20 protein-coding genes are annotated in these 23089 nt (G+C 72.5%); 13 read left to right on the top strand and 7 right to left on the bottom strand.

The window, feature by feature from the left end:
- Nucleotides 1–105: 105 nt before the first annotated feature.
- The 4 genes from JK364_RS47565 to JK364_RS47550 form a co-directional block, all read right to left on the bottom strand.
- The gene (locus tag JK364_RS47565) at nt 106–1044 is read right to left on the bottom strand and encodes an ABC transporter substrate-binding protein (protein ID WP_201857681.1); all 939 of its coding nucleotides are present in this window, start codon (nt 1042–1044) and stop codon (nt 106–108) included.
- Nucleotides 1045–1134: 90 nt separating this feature from the next.
- Complete coding sequence (locus tag JK364_RS47560; protein WP_201857680.1) at nt 1135–1812, bottom strand: ABC transporter permease; 678 nt, start codon at nt 1810–1812, stop codon at nt 1135–1137.
- 1 nt (nt 1813) lies between these two features.
- On the bottom strand, nt 1814–2455 hold the full coding sequence (locus JK364_RS47555) for an ABC transporter permease (protein WP_201857679.1): 642 nt from the start codon (nt 2453–2455) through the stop codon (nt 1814–1816).
- Nucleotides 2452–3603 (bottom strand): ABC transporter ATP-binding protein, encoded by a 1152-nt coding sequence (locus JK364_RS47550; RefSeq protein WP_201857678.1) that lies wholly within the window; start codon nt 3601–3603, stop codon nt 2452–2454. The genes JK364_RS47555 and JK364_RS47550 overlap by 4 nt, the downstream gene beginning before the upstream one ends.
- 161 nt (nt 3604–3764) lie before the next feature.
- On the opposite strand from JK364_RS47550, the gene JK364_RS47545 reads away from it, so the two are divergent.
- From JK364_RS47545 to JK364_RS47535, 3 genes are all read left to right on the top strand, one after another.
- Complete coding sequence (locus tag JK364_RS47545) at nt 3765–5291, top strand: aromatic amino acid ammonia-lyase (RefSeq protein ID WP_201857677.1); 1527 nt, start codon at nt 3765–3767, stop codon at nt 5289–5291.
- A 31-nt stretch (nt 5292–5322) separates the two neighbouring features.
- Nucleotides 5323–6276, top strand: a complete 954-nt coding sequence (locus JK364_RS47540; protein ID WP_230993638.1) for a MurR/RpiR family transcriptional regulator — start codon at nt 5323–5325, stop codon at nt 6274–6276.
- Between the two features lie 176 nt (nt 6277–6452).
- Nucleotides 6453–7046 (top strand): hypothetical protein, encoded by a 594-nt coding sequence (locus JK364_RS47535; RefSeq protein ID WP_201857676.1) that lies wholly within the window; start codon nt 6453–6455, stop codon nt 7044–7046.
- Nucleotides 7047–7655: 609 nt separating this feature from the next.
- Here the strand turns inward: JK364_RS47535 and JK364_RS47530 are convergent.
- Nucleotides 7656–9011 (bottom strand): type III PLP-dependent enzyme domain-containing protein, encoded by a 1356-nt coding sequence (locus tag JK364_RS47530; RefSeq protein WP_230993637.1) that lies wholly within the window; start codon nt 9009–9011, stop codon nt 7656–7658.
- Between the two features lie 124 nt (nt 9012–9135).
- On the bottom strand, nt 9136–10152 hold the full coding sequence (locus JK364_RS47525) for an MDR family NADP-dependent oxidoreductase (protein WP_201857675.1): 1017 nt from the start codon (nt 10150–10152) through the stop codon (nt 9136–9138).
- Between the two features lie 274 nt (nt 10153–10426).
- On the opposite strand from JK364_RS47525, the gene hutU reads away from it, so the two are divergent.
- The 4 genes from hutU (at nt 10427) to hutI (ending at nt 16066) form a co-directional block, all read left to right on the top strand.
- Nucleotides 10427–12088, top strand: coding sequence for a urocanate hydratase (gene hutU, locus JK364_RS47520; RefSeq protein ID WP_201857674.1), 1662 nt, complete (start codon nt 10427–10429; stop codon nt 12086–12088).
- Nucleotides 12089–12219: 131 nt separating this feature from the next.
- The gene (locus tag JK364_RS47515; protein WP_201857722.1) at nt 12220–13407 is read left to right on the top strand and encodes an allantoate amidohydrolase; all 1188 of its coding nucleotides are present in this window, start codon (nt 12220–12222) and stop codon (nt 13405–13407) included.
- Nucleotides 13404–14843 carry a formimidoylglutamate deiminase gene (locus tag JK364_RS47510; protein ID WP_201857723.1) on the top strand — a complete coding sequence of 480 codons (1440 nt, stop codon included), beginning with the start codon at nt 13404–13406 and terminating at the stop codon, nt 14841–14843. Before JK364_RS47515 ends, JK364_RS47510 begins: the two co-directional genes overlap by 4 nt.
- 44 nt (nt 14844–14887) lie before the next feature.
- Entirely contained in the window at nt 14888–16066 is a 1179-nt protein-coding gene (gene hutI / locus JK364_RS47505; protein ID WP_201857673.1) for an imidazolonepropionase, read from the top strand.
- A gap of 138 nt (nt 16067–16204) precedes the next feature.
- Here hutI and JK364_RS47500 read toward each other — a convergent pair whose 3' ends face one another.
- Nucleotides 16205–17152 (bottom strand): RNA polymerase sigma factor SigF, encoded by a 948-nt coding sequence (locus JK364_RS47500; protein WP_201857672.1) that lies wholly within the window; start codon nt 17150–17152, stop codon nt 16205–16207.
- A 253-nt stretch (nt 17153–17405) separates the two neighbouring features.
- On the opposite strand from JK364_RS47500, the gene JK364_RS47495 reads away from it, so the two are divergent.
- The 6 genes from JK364_RS47495 to JK364_RS47470 all read left to right on the top strand — a co-directional run bounded on the left by JK364_RS47495 (nt 17406) and on the right by JK364_RS47470 (nt 23044).
- Nucleotides 17406–17774: an STAS domain-containing protein gene (locus JK364_RS47495; protein ID WP_198280435.1), complete on the top strand. Its 369-nt coding sequence runs from the start codon at nt 17406–17408 to the stop codon at nt 17772–17774.
- Nucleotides 17775–17957: 183 nt separating this feature from the next.
- Nucleotides 17958–18467, top strand: a complete 510-nt coding sequence (locus JK364_RS47490) for an ATP-binding protein (RefSeq protein WP_201857671.1) — start codon at nt 17958–17960, stop codon at nt 18465–18467.
- A gap of 174 nt (nt 18468–18641) precedes the next feature.
- Nucleotides 18642–19406, top strand: coding sequence for an LPXTG cell wall anchor domain-containing protein (locus tag JK364_RS47485; protein ID WP_201857670.1), 765 nt, complete (start codon nt 18642–18644; stop codon nt 19404–19406).
- Nucleotides 19407–19432: 26 nt separating this feature from the next.
- Entirely contained in the window at nt 19433–20563 is a 1131-nt protein-coding gene (locus JK364_RS47480) for a COG1470 family protein (protein WP_230993635.1), read from the top strand.
- The gene (locus tag JK364_RS47475) at nt 20560–21624 is read left to right on the top strand and encodes a hypothetical protein (RefSeq protein ID WP_201857669.1); all 1065 of its coding nucleotides are present in this window, start codon (nt 20560–20562) and stop codon (nt 21622–21624) included. Before JK364_RS47480 ends, JK364_RS47475 begins: the two co-directional genes overlap by 4 nt.
- A gap of 1 nt (nt 21625) precedes the next feature.
- Nucleotides 21626–23044 (top strand): hypothetical protein, encoded by a 1419-nt coding sequence (locus JK364_RS47470; protein WP_201857668.1) that lies wholly within the window; start codon nt 21626–21628, stop codon nt 23042–23044.
- Nucleotides 23045–23089: the final 45 nt, after the last annotated feature.

Here is a 23089-nt window from a genome sequence, read left to right as displayed (position 1 = left end):
GTGCGAGGAGTCGGGCGAGTGCGAGGAGTCGGGCGAGTGCGAGGAGTCGGGCGAGTGCGAGGAGTCGGGCGAGTCCGGGGTGTCGGGCATACGGTGCTCCTGCCGCTACTTCTTCGTGAGGCCGTTCTTGGCCGCCCAGTCGGCGGCGACCCGGTCCGGGTCCTTCTTGTCGTTGCTCACCAGCTTGTTGAGCCGGGCCAGTTCCTGGGTGGTGAGGGCGCCACCGAGGCGGGCCAGGGCCTTGCGGACCTTGGCGTCGGCCTTGGCGGTGCGGACCACGGGCACGATGTGCTGGGCGGGGATGAGCGCCTTGGGGTCCGCGAGGATCACCCAGTCGTTGGCCTCGATGTCGGGGTCGGTGGAGAAGAGGTTGGCGACGTCCACATCGCCCTTCTTCAACGCGCCCTTCACCAGGGGCCCGGAGGCGTCGAGGGCCTTGAACTCCTTGAAGGTCACGCCGTAGCGGTCCTTGAGGCCGACCAGGCCGACCACGCGGTTCTTGTCCTCGGCCGGGCCGCCGAAGACCAGCTTGCCGTTCTGCTTGGCGAGGTCGGCGAAGCTGCGCAGCCCGTGCTTCCGGGCGGCTTCGCGGGTGACGCAGAAGACGTCCTTGTCCTCGGCTGCCGCGTACGACAGGGCCTCCAGGCCGCTGGGGAGGGCGACGGTGAGGGCGTTCTGGAGGTCGCCAGCCTCGGTCTGGGGGGCCTTGTCGTCGAAGTGGAGCAGCAGATTGCCCTGGTACTCGGGGAGCAGATCGATATCGCCCTGCTGGAGGGCGGGTATGACGATCTCTCGGGAGCCGAGGTTGGGCCGCACGCTCGTCTTGATGCCCGCGCCTTTCAGCGCCTCGGCGTAGAGGTAGCCCAGCAGCTGGTTCTCGGTGAAGTTGGCGGTGCCGATGACCAGCCCGCCCAGGCTGCTGCCGCCGCCCGAGCCCCCGCTGCCGCCGTCGCCCTTGAGCGAGGTGACGCCGCCGCTACAGGCGGCGAGCGTGGGCACGGAGGCGCCGGCGAGCAGGCCGCCGAGCAGTTTCCTGCGGTTCATGGGGTCGTCTCCTCGGATCGGAGTTCGGAGTGAAGTCGCTGAGTCGGTGGGGGTGCTGAGTGGCCTTGGGGTGAAGTCGGGTGGGGGCGCTCAGTGCGCGTGGGCGCGCGGGGGACGGTTGCGGAACAGCAGGCGCTGCACTCCGGCCAGCGCCAGGTCCAGGGCGATGGCCAGCACGGCGACCAGCACCGCTCCGCCCAGCACCTGCACCAGGTCGCGCTGGGCGAGCCCGTCGAAGACGTAGCGGCCGAGCCCGCCGAAGCTGACGTACGCGGCGATGGTGGCGGTGGCCACGACCTGGACGCAGGCCAGCCGCAGCCCGGTCATGATCAGCGGCAGCGCGAGCGGCAGCTCGACCTGGAACAGCACCTGGTACCAGCGCATGCCCTGGCCCCGCGCCGCGTCCCTGACCTCGGGGTCGACGGCGGCCATGCCCGCGTACGTATTGGTGACGATCACCGGGACCGCGAGGGCGACCAGCGAGATGTACACCGGCCACATGCTCAGCCCGCTGGCCAGGAAGACCAGGGTGACCAGGCCGACGGTCGGCAGGGCCCGTCCGAAGCCGGAGAGGTTGATGGCGAGGAACGCGCCGCGTCCGGTGTGCCCGATGAGCAGCCCGACCGGGAGGGCGATGGCGGCGGCGACCAGGGTGGCCAGCAGCGAGTACTGGACGTGCTCCAGCAGGCGGGTGGCGATGCCGTCGGGCCCGGACCACTGGGAGCCGCTGGTCAGCCAGCGGAGGAGGTTCTGGAGTAGTTCGAGCATGTCAGGCACGCCTCCTCAGCCACGGGGTGCACAGCCACTGGATGGTGACCAGCACGGCGTCCGCGACCAGCGCCAGTACCAGGGACAGGATGACTCCGGCCACGACGGGGGTGGGGTAGTTGCGCTGGAAGCCGTCGGTGAACAGCTGGCCGAGGCCGCCGTACCCGATGTAGCTGGCCACGCTGACCAGCGATATCGCCATCACCGTGGCGACCCGTACGCCCGCCATGATCACCGGGAAGGCGAGCGGCAGCTCGACGGTGAGCAGGGTGCGCAGCGGGCGGGAGCCCATCGCGGTGGACGCCTCGCGGACCTTGGTGGGGACGCTGTCGAGGCCCTCGACGGTGTTCCGCAACAGCACGACCAGGGTGTAGATGGTCAGCCCTGTGATGGCGGTGGTGCGGGTGAGGCCGGTGACCGGCAGCAGCAGGACGAAGATCGCGATGGAGGGGATCGTGAACAGGATGTTCGAGAGCCCGAGCAGGAGTCCGCGCAGCGGGCGCACCCGGTGGGCGACCACGGCCAGCGGGAGTGCGATCAGCAGTCCGAAGAGGACGGCGGGGACGGCGGTGGAGAGGTGGTCCAGGGTGAGCGTGACCAGGTCGGACTGATGGTCGGGGAACCAGCCCCAGTCGATGGTCATGCGGTCACGCTCGTGTCGGAGCTCTTCGGGTCCGCTTCCGCCTCGGAGTCCGCTGCTGCCTCGGAGTCCTCGGCGGCTGCGTTCTTGCGGGCGGCCGCGCGGCCCGCCTCCGCGTGGCGCTGCCCCGCGTACTCATGGATCGCGTCGCGCCCGGTGACCCCGGTGAGCACCCCGTCGGCGTCCACGCGGGCCACCAGACCGGCGGGGGAGGCCAGCGACTCGTCCAGGGCGGTGAGCAGCGAGTCGCCGTCCCGCAGCGGGCGCACCGGCAGCAGCGGGGCCCGGTCGCCCTCCGGCCCCTCGGTGTCGCGCCAGCCCAGCGGCTCACCGCGCTCGGAGGTGACCAGCCGCCAGCGCTGCCCGTCGGCGGGCGCGGGCTGCCGCTCCACGTCGGCGAGGGTGGACAGCGAGAGCAGCTTCAGCCCGCGCTCGGCGCCCAGGAAGCCCGCCACGAAGTCGTCGGCGGGGCTCGCCAGCAGCTCGGCGGGGGGTGCGCACTGCACGAGATGGCCGCCGGTGCGGAAGATCGCGATGCGGTCGCCGAGGCGTACGGCCTCGTCGATGTCGTGGGTGACGAAGACGACCGTCTTGCGCAGCTCGCTCTGGAGCCGCAGCAGCTCGTTCTGGAGCTGGGTCCGTACGACCGGGTCGACCGCTCCGAACGGCTCGTCCATGAGCAGCACCGGCGGATCGGCGGCCAGCGCGCGGGCGACCCCGACGCGCTGCTGCTGACCGCCCGAGAGCTGGTGCGGGTAGCGCTTGCCGGAGTCGGCGGGCAGTCCGACGAGCTCCAGCAGCTCGGCCGCGCGGGCCCGCGCCTTGCGGCGGCCCCAGCCCAGCAGCAGCGGGACGGTGGCGATGTTGTCGAGGATCGTGCGGTGCGGGAAGAGCCCGGCCTGCTGGATCACATAGCCGATCCCGCGCCGCAGCTCGGCGGCGTCCGCTCGCAGGACATCACGCCCGCCCACGCTCACCGTGCCGCTGCTCGGCTCGACCATGCGGTTGACCATGCGGAGGGTGGTGGTCTTGCCGCAGCCCGAGGTGCCGACAAGAACGGTGATGCCCCCTTCCGGGAGTTCGAGACTGAGGCGATCCACCGCGGTGGTGCCGTTCGGGTAGTGCTTACTGACGTCCTTGAAGCTGATCATCCGCTTCCCCTTGCCCTGTCTGCATATAGTCATGCACAGTCATAGTCGAGTGAATAGAAGTCAAGAGGTCTGCGTTAATCACCGGTTACTTCTGCTCGCGATGTGGACGGAAAGCTGGGCGGATGGCCCAGAAAGGGCGTGTTCGAGAGGGGTTGCCCTGGATGTTGTCTCACATGCTGGATGCTGATCACGCGGCGGCCGACGGCACCGACGGTGCCGGCCCGCGGATCACGCTGGACGGCCGGAGCCTACGCGTCGTGGATGTCGCGCGCCTGGCCGACCGTCTCAGCCGGCCCGCCGCGCCCGATCCCACCGCGCTCGCCCTGGCCGAGCGCGCCTGGGAGACCGCGGACCGGCTCGCGGCCACCGGCCGCGTCTACGGGCGCAGCACCGGTGTCGGCGCGAACCGCACCGAGGACGTCGGCCCGGCCGACTCCGACCATGGGCTGCGGCTGCTGCGCAGCCACGCCGGCGCGATCGGCGCACAGCTGCCCGGCCGCGAGGTGCGCGCCATGATGGCCGTCCGCGCCAATCAGCTGCTGGCGGGTGGCGCCGGGCTGCGCCCCGCCGTCGTCACCGCGCTCGTCGAGGGCCTCGACAGCGGCGCCCACCCAGTGATCAACGAATACGGCGCGGTCGGCACCGGGGACCTCGCCGCGCTCGCCCAGACCGGTCTCGCGCTCGTCGGCGAGCACCCCTGGGACCTCACCGAGGCCGCCCCGGGCCGTCGCGCCCCCGACCCCATCACGCTCGACAGCAACGACGCCCTGGCGCTCATCAGCAGCAACGCCCTCACCCTGGGCCAGTCCGCGCTCGCCCTCGCCGAGCTGCGGCGGCTGCTGTCCGCCTCACTCGCCGTAGCCGCGCTCTCGCTGATCGCGGTCGGCGGCTCGTACGAGGCGTACGCCGAACCCGTCCACGCGTCCCGGCCGCACCCCGGCTCCGTCGCGGCCGCCGCCCGGATGCGCGCCCTGCTCGGCGCCCCGCCCCGGCCCACCCCGCCGCTGGGCCGCATACAGGACCCGTACGGCTTCCGCTGTCTGCCGCAGATCCACGGACCGGCGCTGGACGCGGCGGACGCGCTGGAGCGGGTGCTGGCCGTCGAGTTCAACGCCGCCGCCGAGAACCCGCTGATCAGCTCCACCGACGAGGCCGCCTACCACCACGGCAACTTCTACGCCGCGCACACCGCACTCGCCCTGGACCACTTCCGGCTCGCCGCGCTGCAGACCGCCCGGCTCTCCACCGCCCGGCTCGCCGCGCTCAGCGAACCCGACTTCACCCGGCTGCGCCCCTTCCTCGGCGACGCCGCGCCCGCGAGCTCGGGCGTGATGATCCTCGAATACGCGGCGGGGGCGGCCCTCGGCGAGATGCGCGCGGTCTCCCACCCCGCCTCGCTGGGCCACGCCGTGCTCTCGCGCGGCGTGGAGGAACAGGCCAGTTTCGCCTCGCTCGGCGCCCGCCAGACGCTCCGGGTGGCCGACCACTACCGGCTGGTGCTGGGCTGTGAACTCGTGGCAGCCGTACGGGCGTTGCGCCAGCGCGGTCTTGAGCCGGACCCGGAGCTCCCGGCCGGTGCGGCCTTCGCCCTGGCGTCGGAAGTGCTCGATCCGCGGATGGAGGACCGGCCGTTGACGGAGGATGTGGCGGTGGCCGCGCGTCTGCTCGACCGGCTGGCGGGGGCCTGAGGGACGAGGGTACGAGGGTCAGGAGGACGTGATGAGTACGGACCATGGGGTGGGCGACGGGGTGGGCGGTGCGCGGGTGACGCGGGTGGACGAGGACGTCACGGCGGTGCCGGCGGTGTCGGCGGGGGTGCCGGGCGTCCCGGCCGCTTCCAGTACCTCGACCGCCGCCCGGCTGCAGGCGCTCTTCGAAGGCCACCGGCTGACCCCGACCCAGCGGCGGATCGCCCACTGCATGGTGCGGCGCGCCGCGGACGCGCCGTTCCTCTCCAGCGTCGAGCTGGCCGAGCTCGCGGGCGTCAGCCAGCCGTCCGTGACCCGCTTCGCGGTCGCCCTCGGCTTCGACGGCTATCCGGCGCTGCGCAAGCACCTGCGCGATGTCGCCCCCGCCGAGCCGGAGGCGGACGCGGGGTCGTACAACGAGTACCAGCAGGCCGTGCAGTCCGAGATCGACAATCTGCGCCATCTCGCCGCGCTGCTGGCCGACCCCGCCCCCGTCGTCCGCGCCGGCCGGCTGCTCGCCGACTCCCGTCCGCTGCCGGTCCTCGGGCTGCGCGCCGCCTCCGCGCAGGCCCGCGGCTTCAGCTACTTCGCGCGCAAGGTCCATCCGGACGTCCGGCTGCTCGACGAGGGCGGCACGATGCTCGACGACCGCGTGGACGCGGCGAAGCGCGCGGGCGCCACGGCGCTGCTGTGCTTCGCGCTGCCGCGGCATCCGCGCGAGGTCGTGGAGGGTCTGGAGTACGCCCGGGAGGCGGGCCTGACCGTGGTCACCGTCGCCGACAGCGCCTTCGCCCCGGTCGCCCGCCACAGCGATCTGCTGCTGCCGGCGGCGGTCGGTACGGGCCTGGCCTTCGACACCGCGTGTGCGCCGATGCTGCTGGGGCGGGTGCTGCTGGAGGCGATGTGCGACGCGCTGCCGGACGCGCAGGCGCGGCTGGAGGAGTTCGACGCGAAGGCCTCGGAGCGGGGGCTGTTCGTGGAGTGAGCCGGGCTTCCGGGGCCGCGCTGTGTGCCAACCTCTGTGTGCCGACCCTCTCTGTCTGCCGACCCCCTCTGTGTGCCAACCCCCGTTCCTCTCACCGAATTCTCAGGCATCCTGGCTAGATTCCTCGATTCGACAGGGATTTCTTCCGGGATTCACCTGGGGTGAGGAGGTCGGTCGTGGGGCGCGGGGCGTATGCGCTGGCTCGGGTGGCGGTGATCGTGAGGGCTCCCGCGGGGTGGCTGTGGTGGCCCGGTGTGCTGGCCGCGGGGATCGGGGCGTTGGTGCCGGGGCTGACCGGGCGCCGGATCGGAGTGCTCGCCGGGGCGGCGCTCTTCCTGCTCGCGGGGATCGCGGTGTTCATGGCGCGCCGCAAGCGATATCTGGAACTGGCGCGCGATGCCTCGCGCGCGGGCAAGGCGGTCTTCCTCCAGGACCGCGCGGTGACCGTACGGACCCGGCGGCGCGCCCTGCGGTGGTGGCTGCTGCCGGCCTTCCTCGCCGCGATGGGCTCGTCCTTCGCCGTTCCGGCGGCGGGCGGAATGCTGCTGGCGGGGCTCGGCGCCGGGCTGTGGGCCAAGGCGCTGTGGCTGGGCCGCTGGGAGCGCGCGCACGACGCGCTGCTGTGGGTGCGCACGGAGCGGGTCGCTCGGGGGCGGCCCGCGGGCAAGGCGGTGGACGGCTACCAGACGACGGGGATCGTGGCCGGTGACGCGGGGCCGGGTGGCGCCCGGCGCTCTCGGGTGGCTGCGGCTGCGGCTGCTGCGCGCTGAGGGGTGCCCCCGGCTTTTCGGGCTGACTCCGGCGGGGTTGCGCGGTGTGGGGTGCCCCAGCGGGGTTGTGCGGTGTGGGCTGACCCCGGCGGGGTCGCGCGGTGTGGGTGGGTGCGGCGCCGTCTCGCGCCTTCGGCGCATTTGAGCATGGGGCCGGGGGTGCCCTGGCCGGGGCCCGTCGCCGGCGGTCGGCCGGTGGGGGCGGGCCGAGTCGCGGCGCCCCTCCGGCGCGGGCTTCGCGCCGATCCGGACTGCGGGGGGTTGGGGTACCCCTCTCGAAAACGTTTGACAAATTAGTTGCGCCAGATCAAGTGTTTTCTTGAAGGGGGTACCCCACCCGGCACGACGCATGACGCGCCCACCGGCCCGTCCGGACCCGCAGTCCGGCAACGGCCTCGGCTCCAGGTCACAGAGGCCGCCACCGGGCTTCGCCCCCACCGGCCGGTGGTCGGCGACGCGGCCCGCGCCCGCCCCCACCTGCCCCGATGCTCAATCAACGCCGGCCCAGACGAAAGCGTCACGTGTACGGCGGACTTCCGTACGGCGGACTTCGGAGCCCCACAGCCCGAGCCCCACAGCCCGAGCCCGACAGCCCGGGCGCCCCGCGCCCTACCGCAGACGGCTCAGACCCAGCGCGTGCTGCGCGCCGCTCTCGGCCACGATCTCGTCCACCGTCTGGGGCTCCCGTACCGTCGCGAAGCGCACATCGGCGCTCGTCGCGTCGAAGCCGTAGATCCCCGGGCGGGGCAGGCTGTTGTACGCGAAGTGGTTGGAGAAGTAGTACGCGCCGGTGTCCAGCAGGGCGACCAGGTCGCCCGACGCCAGCTCCGGCAGCGGCCGGTCGCGCGCGACCAGGTCGCCCGCGAAGCAGCAGGGACCGGCGATGTCCTGGGGGACCGGGCCGTCGCCGGTCTCCGCCTTGGGGCGGCCCTCCGCGTCGTAGGCCAGGACGCGCAGCGGCCAGGCCTCCGGGGCGAAGACCGTACGGGTGGCGAGCTGGGCGCCCGCGTGGGTGACCGCGATCGGGCGGCCGCCCGCGGACTTGGCGTATTCGACCCGGGCCAGCACCAGGCCGGACTTGGCGAGCAGGGACCGCCCGAACTCGGTCACCAGCTTGTACCGCCCGTCGAGGAGCCCCGGCACGGTGGCGCGCAGCAGCTGGGCGTACTCCCGGTAGCCGGGGGTGACCTCGTCGGAGGCGAAGTTCACCGGGAGGCCGCCGCCGATGTCGAGGGCGTCGATCTGCTGCCGGCCGACCGCCTCGTTGATCTCCTCGGCCAGTTCGTAGGCCGCCCGTATCCCCGCCGCCATCAGCTCCAGCGGACAGCCCTGGGAGCCGACGTGCGCGTGCAGCCGGGTCAGCCAGGGGCGCTCGGCGAAGGCGCGCAGGACCCAGGCGCGCGCCCCCGGGTCCTGGAGGGCGACGCCGAACTTGGAGGTCGCGGTGGCCGTGCTCATCGCGTCGATACTGCCGCCGCCCACCTGGGGGTTGACCCGCAGGCCCAGGGGCGGGGGCGGGGCCGCGCGGTGCCCCACCAGCGCGTCGAGCCGTTCCAGCTCCTGGGGGTTGTCGGCGTTGACGGCGATGCCCAGGTCGAGGGCCTCGCGCAGCTCAGCGGCGGTCTTGGCGGGGGAGTCCAGGACGATCCGGTCGGGCGTCACCCCCGCCGCGCGGGCCAGCGCCAGCTCGCCGGGGCTGGCGACCTCGCAGCCCAGGCCCTCGTCGGCGAGCAGCCGCAGGACGGGGACGAGCGCGGCGGCCTTGACCGCGAAGGCGTGCAGGATGGGGGTGCCGGGCGCGACGACCTCCTCGAAGGCCGCGCGCAGCCCGGCGGCCGCGGCGCGGATCCCGGCCACGTCCAGCAGCCCCACGACGGGCTGGTCCGGGCCCAGCAGCCGCTGCTCCACGGCCGCCCGTACGGCCTGTTCGCGCCGGGTGGCCATCGCAACCGCTTTCGACGTCATGCTTTCAGCCAACCATCCGGAGCGGCCGCGGACCAGCTCTGCGGGGGCGCTCCGGGGGCGGGGGCGTGCGGTCGCGGGGAGCGCGGCCCCAGCAGCCCGGCAACGGGAGCCCGGCCGACCCGCCCTACAGCTCCACCAGCACCGCCCCGAGGTGGCGGCCCGCCACCAGCTCGCACAGCGCGCCGGGCGCCTGCTCGATCCCCGTCAGCCGGGTGTACGGGTAGGTGAGCGCGCCCTCGCGCAGCGCCCGGCCGAACTCGCTCAGGTACGCGGGCATGGCGTCCTGGTGGTCCACCGCGCTGATGCCGCGCAGCGTGACGCTCCGGGTGATCAGGGCCAGGGTGCTGATCGCGGTCGGGGCCAGCGCGTCGTCGGACAGCTGCGCGGCCAGCGCCCCGACCAGGGCGAACCGGGCGTTGCGGCGGGCCAGCGCCAGGGCGGCCCGCAGCTGCTCGCCGCCGACGGTGTCGAAGAGGACGTCGATGCCGTCGGGGGCGGCCGTGCGCAGCCGCTCCTCGATCGATCCGGCACCGCGAAGGACGACCGCGTCATAGCCCAGCTCCCGCGTCAGCCGGTCGGCCTTGTGCCGGGAGCCGGTGGAGCCGATGACCCGCTCGGCGCCGTGCAGCCGGGCGAACTGCCCGGCCAGGGAGCCCACGCCGCCCGCCGCGCCGGTGACGAACACCGTGTCGCCGCGCCGCACCCCGGCCCCGCGCACCACCCCCAGCCAGGCGGTGAACCCCTGTGAGAGATGGGCGGCGGGGTCCGGCAGCACATCGGGGTCGACGGGCGACACCTCGGGGGCGTTCAGGACCGCGTACTCGCGCCAGCCCGCGCGGTGGCGGACGAGGGTCCCGGGGGCGAGATCCGTGCCCGGCGCCCGGACCACCTCGCCGAGGGCCGCGCCCCGCATCACCTCGCCGGCCTTGTGCAGCAGCTGGGGGAGGCCGAAGGCGTCCGGGTCGGCGAGCGTGAGCGGGCGCATCACGGCGGCGACGCTCATCAGCCGGTTGCGCACCAGCACCTGACCGGGGCCGGGGGTGGGGACGGGAGCGGTGACGACCTCGAAGTGGCCGGGGGTGAGCTCCCCATCGGGCAGGGCCGCCAGACGGACCTCACGGTGGGTGGCGGGGAGGGACACGAAGGGCTCCTCGGCGGGCGTGGGGACGCGACCTGTTGACGCTATCCCGCTACCCCGCGGTCCGGGGCGGGTTGGCCGCGACCGGCACGGTGCGCCCGCGCCGCTGAACCACCTGGGCGTATGCCGGGGCCCATGCCGGGGCGTATGCCTGGACGTATGCGGAGCCCCACGGTATTGACTAGTCATATTCATCGGCATCAAGATGTGAATAACTCGATCCAGCCGATGCGGTCGACGCAGTCGAACCAGTTGATGGCACAGGGAGGCTTGGCCCATGACAGGACCGCGACCCGTACGAGCGCCGCGTGGTGCAGAGCTCAGCGCCCTTGGGTGGCAGCAGGAAGCCGCCCTGCGGATGCTGCAGAACAATCTCGATCCGGAGGTCGCCGAGCACCCGGACAAGCTCGTCGTATACGGCGGCACCGGTAAGGCGGCCCGCGACTGGCGCTCGTTCGATGCCATGGTCCGCACCCTGCGCACGCTGAAGCAGGACGAGACGATGCTGGTCCAGTCGGGCCGCCCCGTGGGCGTCATGCAGACCCACGAGTGGGCGCCGCGGGTGCTGATCGCCAACTCCAACCTGGTCGGCGACTGGGCCAACTGGGAGGAGTTCCGCCGCCTGGAGGCGCTGGGCCTGACCATGTACGGCCAGATGACCGCGGGCTCCTGGATCTACATCGGCACCCAGGGCATCCTCCAGGGCACGTACGAGACCTTCGCCGCGGTCGCCGCGAAGAAGTTCGGCGGCACCCTGGCCGGGACGATCACCCTCACCGCGGGCCTCGGCGGCATGGGCGGCGCCCAGCCGCTGGCGGTCACGATGAACGACGGCGTCGCGATCTGCGTCGACTGCGACCCGCGCGCCATCGAGCGCCGTATCGAACACCGCTACCTGGACGTCCGCGCCGACAGCCTGGACCACGCGCTCCAGCTCGCGACCGAGGCCCGGGACGCCCGGCGCCCCCTGTCGATCGGCGTGCTGGGGAACGCGGCCGAGCTGGTCCCGCAGCTCCTCGCGATGAACGCCCCGATCGACATCGTCACCGACCAGACCAGCGCCCACGACCCGCTGTCGTATCTGCCGGTCGGCGTGGACTTCGACGAGATGGCCTCGTACGCCGCCGAGAAGCCCGCCGACTTCACCCAGCGGGCGCGCGAGTCCATGGCCCGGCACGTCGAGGCCATGGTCGGCTTCATGGACGCGGGCGCCGAGGTCTTCGACTACGGCAACTCCATCCGCGGCGAGGCCAAGCTGGCGGGCTTCGAGCGCGCCTTCGCCTTCCCCGGCTTCGTCCCCGCCTACATCCGGCCGCTCTTCTGCGAGGGCAAGGGCCCGTTCCGCTGGGCGGCCCTGTCCGGCGACCCGAAGGACATCGCGGCCACGGACAAGGCGATCCTGGAGCTCTTCCCGGAGAATGAGTCGCTGGCCCGCTGGATCAAGATGGCGAAGGAGCGGGTCCACTTCCAGGGGCTGCCCGCCCGTATCTGCTGGCTCGGCTACGGCGAGCGCGACAAGGCGGGCGAGCGCTTCAACGAGATGGTCGCCGACGGCACGCTCGCCGCACCGCTGGCGATCGGCCGCGACCACCTGGACTGCGGCTCGGTGGCCTCCCCGTACCGCGAGACCGAGGCCATGCTGGACGGCTCGGACGCGATCGCCGACTGGCCGCTGCTCAACGCCATGGTCAACGTCGCCTCGGGCGCCTCCTGGGTCTCCATCCACCACGGCGGTGGCGTCGGCATGGGCCGCTCGATCCACGCGGGCCAGGTCACGGTCGCCGACGGCACGGCGCTGGCGGGCGAGAAGATCCGCCGCGTCCTGACGAACGACCCCGGCATGGGCGTCATCCGCCACGTGGACGCAGGCTACGACCGAGCGGACGAGGTAGCCGAAGAACGAAACGTCCGGATCCCCATGAGGGAGACGGATAAGTGACCGTTGTGGGCAATCGTTCCGCGGGGCGGAACGGGTGGGCACAACCCACCCACCGGCCCGCACCCGCGCACGAAACGGAGGCTCGGAGCACAGTGGGCGCACCCCCCACCACCAGCGCGTCGTTCCACGACATGTGGCGCGACCTGGCCCCCATCGGCCGCAACACAACGACAAACGGCTACCGCCGCTACGCATGGACAGACGCGGACGCCGACTGCAGAACGTGGTTCAAGGAACAAGCCCAAAACCGCGGCCTCACCTACGACGTGGACCGCAACGGCAACCAATGGGCCTGGCTCGGCGACCCGGAAGCCGGAGACGCCATCGTCACCGGCTCCCACCTCGACTCCGTCCCCGACGGCGGCGCCTTCGACGGCCCGCTGGGCGTCGTCTCCTCCTTCGCCGCCCTCGACGAGCTACGAGCACGGGGCGCCCGCCCCACCAAACCGCTCGCCATCGTCAACTTCGGCGACGAGGAGGGCGCCCGCTTCGGGCTGGCCTGCGTCGGCTCCCGGCTGACGAGCGGGCAGCTCAGCGTCGCGCAGGCGCACGCCCTCCGCGACGCGGACGGGCTGAGCCTCCCCCAGGCGATGGAACGCGCCGGATACGACCCGGAGGCGATCGGACCGGACCCGGAGCGACTGGCCCGCATCGGCGCGTTCGTAGAGCTCCACATCGAGCAGGGGCGCGCCCTCGCCGACACAAATGACCCCGTGGGCGTCGCCTCCGCGATCTGGCCGCACGGCCGCTGGCGGTTCGACTTCCACGGCGAGGCCAACCACGCCGGGACGACCCGGATCGAGGACCGCCGCGATCCGATGCTCACCTACGCCAACACCGTCCTCGCGGCCCGTAAGAAGGCGAAGCTCGCCGGGGCGCTGGCGACCTTCGGCAAGGTCAGCGTCGAGCCCAACGGGGTCAACGCGATCGCGAGCCTGGTCCGCGGCTGGCTGGACTCGCGCGCCGCCGACGAGGAGACCCTGGCCACCGTGGTCGGCGAGATCGAGCGCGCCGCGGTCGAGCGCGGACAGCGGGACGGGGTGGACGTCCGGGTCACCCGGGAGTCCTTCACCCCGGTCGTCGAGTTCGCCCACGACCTCCGTGACCAGCTCTCGGGCCTGCTCGGCGGCGTCCCGACCCTCCCCACCGGGGCCGGGCACGACGCCGGCATTTTGTCCGCGTCGGTTCCGACGGCCATGCTGTTTGTAAGGAACCCCACCGGCGTCTCGCATTCACCCGCGGAGACGGCGGGCGAGGACGATTGCCTCGCCGGTGTGGCCGCGCTCGCGGAGGTACTGGAGGGCCTGGCGTGTCACTGACGGCGCAGACGTACTGGGCGGAGCACGCCTGGGTGGACGGAGGCGTGCGGTCGGACGTGGTGATCGTGGCCGCGGCCAATGGGCGGATCACGGCGGTGGTGCCCGGGAGTCCGCGGCCACCGGCCGGGTCCGTCACACTCCGCGGTCTGACGCTCCCCGGCCTGGCCAACGCCCACAGCCACGCCTTCCACCGGGCCCTGCGCGGTGTCGTCCAGGCGGACGGCAGGGCGGGTGACCGGGCGAACGGCGAGCCGGGAGGCGAGACCGGAGACGAGGCGAACGGCCAGGCCGACCAGCAGCAGCGCAAGGGCGCGCCGGACTCCTTCTGGACCTGGCGCGAGGTGATGTACGGGGTCGCCGACCGGCTGACCCCGGACAGCTACTTCGAGCTGGCCCGTGCCGTCTACGCCGAGATGGCCATGGCCGGGATCACCTGCGTCGGGGAGTTCCACTACCTCCACCACGCACCCGGCGGCGCCCGCTACGGCAACCCCAACGCGATGGGGGAGGCACTGATCGCGGCCGCGGCCGAGGCCGGTATCCGGATCACCCTGCTCGACACCTGCTATCTCTCCTCCGGTTTCGGGGCCGAGCCCAACGAGCACCAGCTGCGCTTCTCCGACGGCACGGCCGAAGCCTGGGCCGAGCGGGTCTCCGGGCTGAAGGCCGACGGGAACACCCGCATCGGCGCGGCGATCCACTCGGTGCGGGCCGTCCCCGTCGACCAGCTGGCGACCGTGTCCGGCTGGGCCGACGAGCAGACGGCGCCGCTGCACGTCCACCTCTCCGAGCAGACGGCGGAGAACGACGCCTGTGTGGAGGCACACGGCTTCACCCCCACCCGGCTGCTCGCCGACCACGGGGTGCTGGGCCCGCGGACCACCGCCGTGCACGCCACCCATCTCACCCCGGGCGACATCCGGCTGCTGGGCCACGCCGCCACCGGGGTCTGTATGTGCCCGACCACCGAGCGTGACCTCGCCGACGGGATCGGCCCGGCCGTAGAGCTGCAGAGCGCGGGCTCACCGCTCTCGCTGGGCAGCGACAGCCATGCCGTGATCGACATCCTGGAGGAGGCCCGCGCCATGGAGCTCGACGAGCGGCTGCGCACCCGCGCCCGGGGCCACTGGACCGCGGCCCAGCTGCTGCGGGCCGCCACCGCGGACGGTCATGCGGCGCTCGGCTGGGGCGCGGAGGCGGGCCGGATCGAGGTGGGGGCGCTCGCCGACCTCACCACGATCGCGCTGGACTCGGTGCGCACCGCGGGGCCGCCGCCCCGGCTGGGCGCGGAGACCGCCGTATTCGCGGCGACCAGCGCGGATGTCCGGCACACCGTGGTCGGCGGCCGCCATGTCGTACGGGACGGCGCCCATCAGCTCGTCCCGCGTGTGCCGCAAGCGCTGGCCGAGGCCATCGAAGCCCTGCACGGACCGTGATCCGGCCGCTACCGGCACGGCCGACGAAGGAGAGCACCCCCACGATGACGACCGCGACGCCCACGACGGCCATTACCGACATCGCCACTCTGGTCACCAATGACCCCTCCCTCGGTGAAGGCCCCCTCGGTCTGATCCGGGACGCGGCCGTCGTCATCGACGGCGACCGCATCGCCTGGGTCGGTGAGTCCAGCAAAGCACCCGCCACCGACAACCGGGTCGACGCCGGTGGCCGGGCCGCCATTCCGGGCTTTGTGGACTCCCACTCCCATCTGGTCTTCGCGGGCGACCGGACCGAGGAGTTCAACGCCCGGATGTCCGGCCGCCCGTACAGCGCGGGCGGGATCCGCACCACCGTGGCCGCCACCCGCGCCGCCTCGAACAACGTGCTGCACGCCAACGTCGGCCGCTATGTGGCCGAGGCGCGCCGCCAGGGCACCACGACCGTCGAGATCAAGTCCGGTTACGGGCTGACCTCGCAGGACGAGGCCCGTGCCCTGACCATCGCCGCTGCCCACACCGACGAGGTGACCTTCCTCGGGGCGCATATCGTCGCCCCCGAGTTCGCCGACGACCCGGCCGGGTACGTGGATCTGGTCACCGGGCCGATGCTGGACGCCTGCGCCCCGCACGCCCGCTGGATCGATGTCTTCTGCGAGCAGGGCGCCTTCGACGGCGACCAGGCCCGCGCCGTCCTGACCGCGGGCAAGGAGCGCGGGCTGATCCCGCGGGTCCACGCCAACCAGCTCTCCTACGGCCCCGGGGTGCGACTGGCGGTCGAGCTGGGCGCCGCCTCCGCCGACCACTGCACCCATCTGACCGAGCAGGACGTCGACGCGCTGGCCCAGGGGGAGACGGTGGCCACCCTGCTCCCCGGGGCGGAGTTCTCCACCCGCTCGACCTATCCGGACGCGCGCCGGCTGCTCGACGCGGGCGTCACGGTCGCCCTGTCCCCGGACTGCAACCCGGGCTCGTCCTTCACCAGCTCCATGCCGTTCTGCGTCGCCCTGGCCGTACGGGAGATGGGGATGACGCCGGACGAGGCGGTGTGGGCCGCGACGGCCGGTGGGGCGCGGGCCCTGCGCCGTACCGACGTGGGCCGGGTGAGCCCGGGCGCCCGCGCCGATCTGGCGCTGCTGGACGCCCCGTCCCATGTGCACCTCGCCTACCGCCCCGGCGTGCCCCTGGTCTCGGCGGTGTGGCACGGGGGCACCCTGACCTGACGGCACGGCAGAGACACATAATGGCAGGGACACATAACGACAGAGACGCATAACGGCAGAGACACATAAGCGCGGGGCACACGGATAAGGGCCCGTCCCGGTGATCCGGGGGCGGGCCCTTATCCGTCTGCGGAGGCGTCACTCCTCGATCATCAGTCCCTTGCGGAGCCGACGGAGGGTGCGCGACAGCAGCCGCGAGACATGCATCTGGGAGATACCCAGCTCCTCACCGATCTCCGACTGCGTCATATTGGCCACGAAGCGCAGGGAGAGGATCTTCCGGTCGCGGGCAGGCAGATCGGCGATCAGCGGCTTCAAGGACTCGACGTACTCGATGCCTTCGAGCCCGTGGTCCTCGTATCCGATCCGGTCCGCCAGCGCGCCCTCGGAGTCGTCCTCCTCCGGCTGGGCGTCCAGCGAGCTCGCGGTGTACGCGTTGCTCGCGGCCATGCCCTCGATGACCTCGGCCGGGCTGATGTCCAGCCGCTCGGCCAACTCCCTGACGGTGGGGGCGCGGTCGAGCCGCTGGGCCAGCTCGTCGCCGGCCTTGGCCAGGTCGAGACGGAGCTCCTGGAGGCGCCGCGGCACGCGCACCGACCAACTGGTGTCGCGGAAGAAGCGCTTGATCTCACCGACGATCGTCGGCATCGCGAAGGTCGGGAACTCCACGCCCCGGCCGGTCTCGAAGCGGTCGATCGCCTTGATCAGGCCGATGGTGCCGACCTGGACGATGTCCTCCATCGGCTCGCTGCGGGAGCGGAACCGGGAGGCGGCGAACTTGACCAGCGCCAAGTTGAGCTCGACCAGGGTGTTACGCACATAGGCGTACTCGTGGGTGCCTTCCTCCAGCACCTCGAGGCGTTCGAAGAGGGTCTTCGACAGAGCCCTCGCGTCCACCGGTGCTACCGTGTCATAAGGCGGTATTTCCGGCAGATCAGACAATTCCGGCAGTTCATCGAAGAGATGGCCAACGGTCGCCGGGGCGTCAACGTCGGGGGTGAACTGCTCGGGCAGGGGGGCCGACGAAACGGTGGTCCGAGTACTCCCCGAGGGTTCGGTACGCGTGTCGTCGAGGCGGGGTGACATAGTCTCCTCCATCGTTCTTCGGCATATGGCTGCCGGTGCCATAACGTGCTGCTCCGGTGAGCGGCGCCTCCAAAGCCGGGCCGTAAGCGGATGTGACCCTCTACGCCTACCTGCATCGGCCACCAAGTGGCAAGTCCACGTTGTCCATATTTGCCGAACTATGCGAAATGTTCGGCTACCAGAGCAGCGGGTAGAAGGCGTAGGGTTCGATGCGCGCAATCGAAAGCAACGAGACGCCAGAAGAGGTGCGCAGATGGACCGCGGGATGGTCGGCAGCGCCAGCAAGGGCCGACTTCAGGTCGAGGTTCGGCACCACGGGGCGAGTGCGGTCGTCACGCCGGTGGGTGAGTTGGACCACCACACCGCAGAGGTGCTGCGCGAGCCGCTCGAGAAATGCGTGGAGGGCGGACGTGTCCGGCTGGTGGTGGACTGCTCGAAGCTGGAGTTCTGCGACTCCACCGGGCTCAATGTCCTTCTCGGCGCGCGGCTCAAGGCCGAGGCCGCGGGCGGTGGCGTCCACCTGGCCGGAATGTTGCCGATCGTTGCCCGGGTGTTCGAGATCACGGGCGCGGACGCCGTCTTTACCGTGCATGAGTCGCTTGACGCCGCCCTTGTCGAGTGACATGGCTCACTCCTGTTTCCGGCGTGTCATCGATGGGTCATCGAGACGTTGCCCGCGTCACATCGATGGGGCGGAAGTAGTGGGTGTTCTCACGCTATGGCCGGGCAGGAGACAGGCTGAAACTGTTGAAGAGATCAGGTAACCCTTGACCCTGAATCGGTGAATCGGTGAGGTGAAGCGCTGATGAGCACCACCCGGCCGTACCCGCCGGGCGACCGCGGCCCGGACCCGGACGGCCCCGCCGCTTCGGCTTCCCCACCGGCCCCCCCGACCGCCGGCCCCATCCGTCAGATCCGCAGGCTCCATCTGATCGATGCCAGCGGTGCCGTGCCGCGCGCCCGCGACTTCACCCGCCAGGCGCTGCACGACTGGGGGTGGCTTCCGGCGGTGACCGCCGACCACCGGGCCGCCGCCGAGGATGTGCTGCTCGTCGTCTCCGAACTGGTCACCAACGCCTGTCTGCACGCCGACGGCCCCGAGGAGCTGCGCGTCAGCTGCAACGCCAAAGTGCTCCGTCTCGAGGTCGTGGACCTCGGCACCGGTACGCCCGCGCCGCGCACCCCGCACCGCGCCGGACGCCCCGGCGGCCATGGCATGTTCATCGTCCAGCGGCTGTGCCTGGACTGGGGGGTCGTGCGGAACGTGGAGGGGACCGGCAAGACGGTCTGGGCCGAACTCGCCGCGCCGGGCTGAAGAGCACGGCTCCGGCGCCACGATCCCGCTCCCACTCACACCCTTCCCCGCCCCACGCCGATCCGGCGTGCTTTTTGTCTTCCCATGACAAGGTCCCCGGCGTACCGTCAGCGCCCAATCTGATGTGCCGTCAGTTACATCCGGCTGCGGCGCTTGACGAGAGGGGATCTCGTGGTGTCCCACAACCAACGCCGTGCGGCCGGCCGTGGCGGCGCCCTCACGCTCGCGGCGGCCCTGGCCGGCTCCGTGGTACTGCTCACCGCCCCGGCCGCGCACGCCGACACCGTGGACGTCGACTACAAGTGCAAGACGCCGATCGGCGACAAGAGCGCCGTATCGCCCATCGACATCAAGAGCGTCGCGAGCGGCGGCTCCTACAAGCTCACGATGTCCTTCCAGAAGGGCGTCTCCTCCAGCCCCGTCGAGCTCGGCAAGGGCGCCATGCACCCCAGCGCGCTCATCAAACTGGGCGGAGCGGAGAGCGGCACGCTCTCGGTGTCGGGCGCGGCCAACGACAAGGCCATCCCCGCCAACACCCCGATCAAGATCAGTGACCTGTCGGGCACCTACACCCCCAAGAAGAGCGGAAAGGTCACCTTCACCGCCTCCACGCTCACCATCAAGGCGCTGGGCACGACCACGACCTGCACCCCCGGCAACAACCCCAAGCCCTCGCTGACGCTGGACGTCAAGGCCGCGGGCGGCGGCGGGGACTCCGGCTCCACCGGCGGTACGGGCAGTACGGGTGGTACGGGTGGTACGAGCACGGGCGGATCGGACGGATCCGGCGGTGCGCAGGGCGGCTCCGGCAACGACCAGCTGCCGCAGACCGGACCGACGGACTCCGCCGTCGCGCTCGGCACCCTCGGCGGCACGGTGCTGCTCGCCGGAGTGGCCGGGGCGCTCTGGCTGACCCGCCGTCAGCGTCCCACGCCCTGACGCGCGCGGCAGCCGAGGAGCCGCCGATGCCGTCGCGTATCCGTGCAGCGGTCCATGCCGTCATCCGCCCGGCCGGGCGGGCAGCCGTACGCCGGGCTGTCCGGGGAGCCGTACGCCCGGCTGTCCGGGGAGCCGTACGCCCGGCCGGGCGGGCAGCCGTACGTCCCGCCGTCCGCCGAGCCGTCCGCGTCTGGGCGCCGGTCCTGCTGGCCGCCTCCCTGGTGAGCCCCCTGCCGTGGGCCTCCACGGCGGCCGCCGCCGGGCCCGACTGGTCGGCGGCCCCCGCCGCCGGGGGCGGCGGCGCACCGGCCGCGGGTGACCGGCCGTACATCTACCTCGAAGGCGGGCCCGGCGCCGTCCTCGAGGACAAGCTCTCGGTCACCAACCGGAGCGAGCACCCCCGCACCGTCCGGCTGCGCGGCGGCGACGGCGCCCGGATCGCGCCGGCCGAACGTCGGGTCACGGTGCCGGCCCGCACCCGCGCCGACATCCCCTTCACCGTCACCGTCCCTTCCGACGCGGTGCCCGGTGAGCACCCCGGCGCGGTCATGGTCTCCTCCGGCGGCCGGGAGGTCGCGGTCCGGCTGCGGCTGCGGATCAGCGGCGCGACGCTGTCCGCCCTCTCCGTCGAGGACGTGACGGTGCGGGAGCACGGCGGCGGGGCGGCCATCCGCTACGCCCTCGTCAACCGCGGCAACACCGTGCTCACCCCACGGCTGGCCGTACGCGCCGACGGGCTCTTCGGCCAGGTGCTGCGCCGAGCCCCCCGCACCCTGCCGGTCGAGCTGCCGCCGGGCAAACGGGTCCGGCTCACCGAGAGCTGGCCGGACCCGCCCGCCCTCGACTCGGTGGACGTCACGCTCACCGTCACCGCGGGCGGGGGCGCGCACGCCACGGCGACCGCCGGATACACGGCCGTCCCCTGGTGGCTGCTCGTACCGGTGGCGACCGCCTTGGCGGGCGCCGGGGGAGGCGTCTGGCTGCTGCTGCGCGGACGACGCCGCCGACGCCGCACACCGCGATCGCAGCCGGAACCGGAACCGCAGTCGCAGCCGGAACCGCAGTCGCAGCCGGAACCGCAGCCGCAGCCGGATCCGCAGTCGCAGCCGGATCCGCAGCCGCAACCGCAGCGCACAGGGGCAGGAGCGACCACGTGAACGCACGCCGACACCCGCGCACCCCGGCCCGGCCCTCCGCCGTGGTCACCGTGCTCGCCCTGGTCCTCCTCACCCTCGGCGCGCCCCTTACGGGCGGCGCCGCGGCGGCCGAGGGCCCGACCGCGAAGGTTTCCAAGGCCGAGGCGGGCACGGGCGGCACGGTCACCGTGACCGGCGCCCGCTGGCGGCCGGGTGCCCTGCTCACCCTGCTCATCTGCGGGCAGAACATGATCGGCGGCACCAACTCCTGCGCCAACGGCGACGGCAGGGCGGCCACCGTCGGCAAGGACGGCACCTTCACCAAGAAGCTGCCGGTGTCCGAGCCGCCCAAACCCTGTCCCTGTGTCATCCATATAGCGACCGTCACCGGCGAGGCCGCCGCCGCGGACGTGGCGTTCAAGGTCGCCGGGCACCCGGTCGCGCCGCTGCCGAAGGAGCGGACCGGGGGCGAGCGGCTGAGCGTGCTCTCGGCCCGGCTCGACGGCTCCAGCGGGCTGCTGACCTGGTTCGGCGCACCGCCCAGGCGAAAGCTCGTGGTGACCGTCGGGAACCTCGGCTCGACCCCGGCCCGCGACCCGGTCTTCGAGGTGGGCAGCTCGCACGGCGTCTTCGCCCCCTCCTGGGAGGAGCAGCGCTGGCGGGGGACCCTCCAGCCGGGGAAGAAGACGCAGGTCAAGCTGGACGTCGAACTGTCCGCCGGGGCGCATGGCGACTATATGGTCTCACTGCGCTACGGCCACAAGCTGCTCGTCGAACAGCCGTGGGCGGTGGGGCGGCCCTGGGGCGTCACGCTCTTCTGGATCCTGCTGTGCGTGGTGGTCTCGGCGACGGTCTTCCGGATCGGCATGGCCGTCGTGGACAAGGTACGGCCCCGTACGGCCCGGACCGCGCCACCACCGCCCCCGTTCCCGCCCTCGCCGCCGCCCGGACCGGCCGCGGCGGACGGCGCACCGCCGGCGCTGCCCTGGTTCACCCCGGACGCCGCGCCGGAGGCCCGGCCGCGCCACCAGATTTCCGCACCGACCGAGGAGATCCGACCGACCCCGAAAGGAACCACGTGAGATGCGACCAAGAGTGAGTGCGGCCGCCGTCGCGCTGCTGCTCGGCGGTGCGGGCGTGCTGCTCGGCGCGGGCAGCGCGGAGGGCGCGGAGGTCTCGTACCAGACCGAGTGCTTACCGCCCCCCATCTCGGGGCTGCCCCCGGTGGAGGGCACCACGACCGTGGCCGTGACGGCACCGGAGACGGCGAAGGTCGGGGACGAGGTCGAGGTGGTGTGGAAGACGGTGCAGGCCGCCTCCAAGAACCCGCCCATCCTCGACCTGGAGGCCGACACCGTGCTGCCGACCGGCACCCTCACGGTGGGCGGCGCCCAGACCGGCGAACTGGCCATGGAGGGGCCGCGGGAGAACCCGGCGATCCCCAAGGGCGGTGAGATGAAGCTCTCCGACATGAAGGGGAAGCTGAAGCTCACCAAGGCGGGAGAGGTGACGCTGACGCCCGGCGGCTACAACATCAACGTCAGCAAGCCGCTGCCCACGGACACCAAGTGCTCGGCGAAGGAGGACGTCAAGGCCGCCGCGACCATCAAGGTGACGGACGGCGGCAGCGGTCCGGGCGGCACCACGAGCGGTACGACGAGCGGTACGACGAGTGGCACCACGAGCGGGACGACCAGCGGTACCACGAGCGGCACCACCAGTGGTACGACGAGCGGGACGACCAGCGGCACCACCAGTGGCACCACGAGCGGAACGACCAGTGGTACGACGAGCGGCACCACCGGTGGCGGGGGCGGCGGTGGCGATTCGTACACCGGTAAGGAGGTTCAGGTCGCCTACGCCTGCAAGACCCCCATCGGCGACAAGAACGCGACCTCCCCGGTGCAGATCAACGCCAAGAAGAGCGGCGGGAACTTCGAGCTGACCGTGAAGTTCGGCAAGTCCGTGATGGACAGCCCGGCCGACATCCCCGCCGATTCGGTCAAGCCGTCGATGGCCGTCAAGGTCGGCGGTGCGGACAAGGGCACCGTCGCCGTGGCGGGGCCCACCAACAAGGAACCCATCAAGTCCGGCGCTCCGATCGAGATCCCGGACCTCACCGGCACCTACAAGCCGGGCGCGAGCGGCAAGTCGACGCTCACCCCTGGTGTGCTGACGGTCAAGGCGCTCGGTACGACCACCACCTGCACCCCGTCCAAGGACCCCGGCGCCTCGCTGGAGCTGGACACCACCGGCCAGCCCGGCGGCACCACCGGCGGTGACTCGACCGGCGGCGGCAGCGGCTCCGGCGGCTCCACCTCCGGTGGCGGCGGTTCGGGCAGCAGCGGCGGTTCGGCCACCAGCGGCGGGCTCGCCGACACCGGTGCCAGTGACCACGGCGGGCTGAAGGCGCTCGCCCTGATCGCCGGTACCACCGTGCTGCTCGGCGGTGCCATCTTCACCCTCACCCCGTGGCGCAAGCTGCGCGGCACCACCCGCTGAGCACCGGCTCACAGGGAATGGCGAAGGGCCCGGCGCGGATCACCC

This window comes from Streptomyces endocoffeicus, from assembly GCF_016741935.1.
Classification (GTDB): Bacteria; Actinomycetota; Actinomycetes; order Streptomycetales; family Streptomycetaceae; genus Streptomyces; species Streptomyces endocoffeicus.
Note: the sequence above shows the minus strand (reverse complement) of the source record. Positions and strands in the feature narration are given on the sequence as shown.